Annotated in this window: 1 protein-coding gene; it reads left to right on the plus strand. The window is 44.0% G+C overall.

What is annotated here, in order from left to right; genetic code table 11:
• Positions 1 to 171 precede the first annotated feature (171 nt).
• Positions 172 to 364: transporter substrate-binding domain-containing protein (locus tag B7C60_RS19430; protein WP_245869476.1), on the plus strand; the 193-nt coding region annotated here is incomplete at its 3' end.

A 364-nucleotide genomic window follows, 5' to 3' on the forward strand; every position in this document is an offset into this window, starting at 1 on the left:
AGTCAGAGCGGCTGAAGCAGTTTATTTCATCAATTTATTAGGGTCAACAAACCCTAGTTACCTACCGAGTTAATACGAGTGTCACTTCAAGCGACACGGGCATAAACACCCATCTATTTCGACGATATTTATGGATAATAAAGACAGTAAAACAATCACAGGAGTATGGATATGAAAAAGTGGTTATTAATGGCGGCAGTGGCAGCAACGGCCGTTTCTGGGCTGGCCCAAGCAAAAGAGTGGAAAGTTGTGCGCTTTGGCATCGAAGGCGCTTATCCTCCTTTTAGTTGGACAGAAGCGGATGGATCATTACGTGGTTTTGATGTGGATATGGCTAATGCTCTCTGTCAAGAAATGCAAGTGG

The sequence above is a fragment of the Vibrio fujianensis genome (genome assembly GCF_002749895.1).
GTDB classification, from domain to species: domain Bacteria; phylum Pseudomonadota; class Gammaproteobacteria; order Enterobacterales; family Vibrionaceae; genus Vibrio; species Vibrio fujianensis.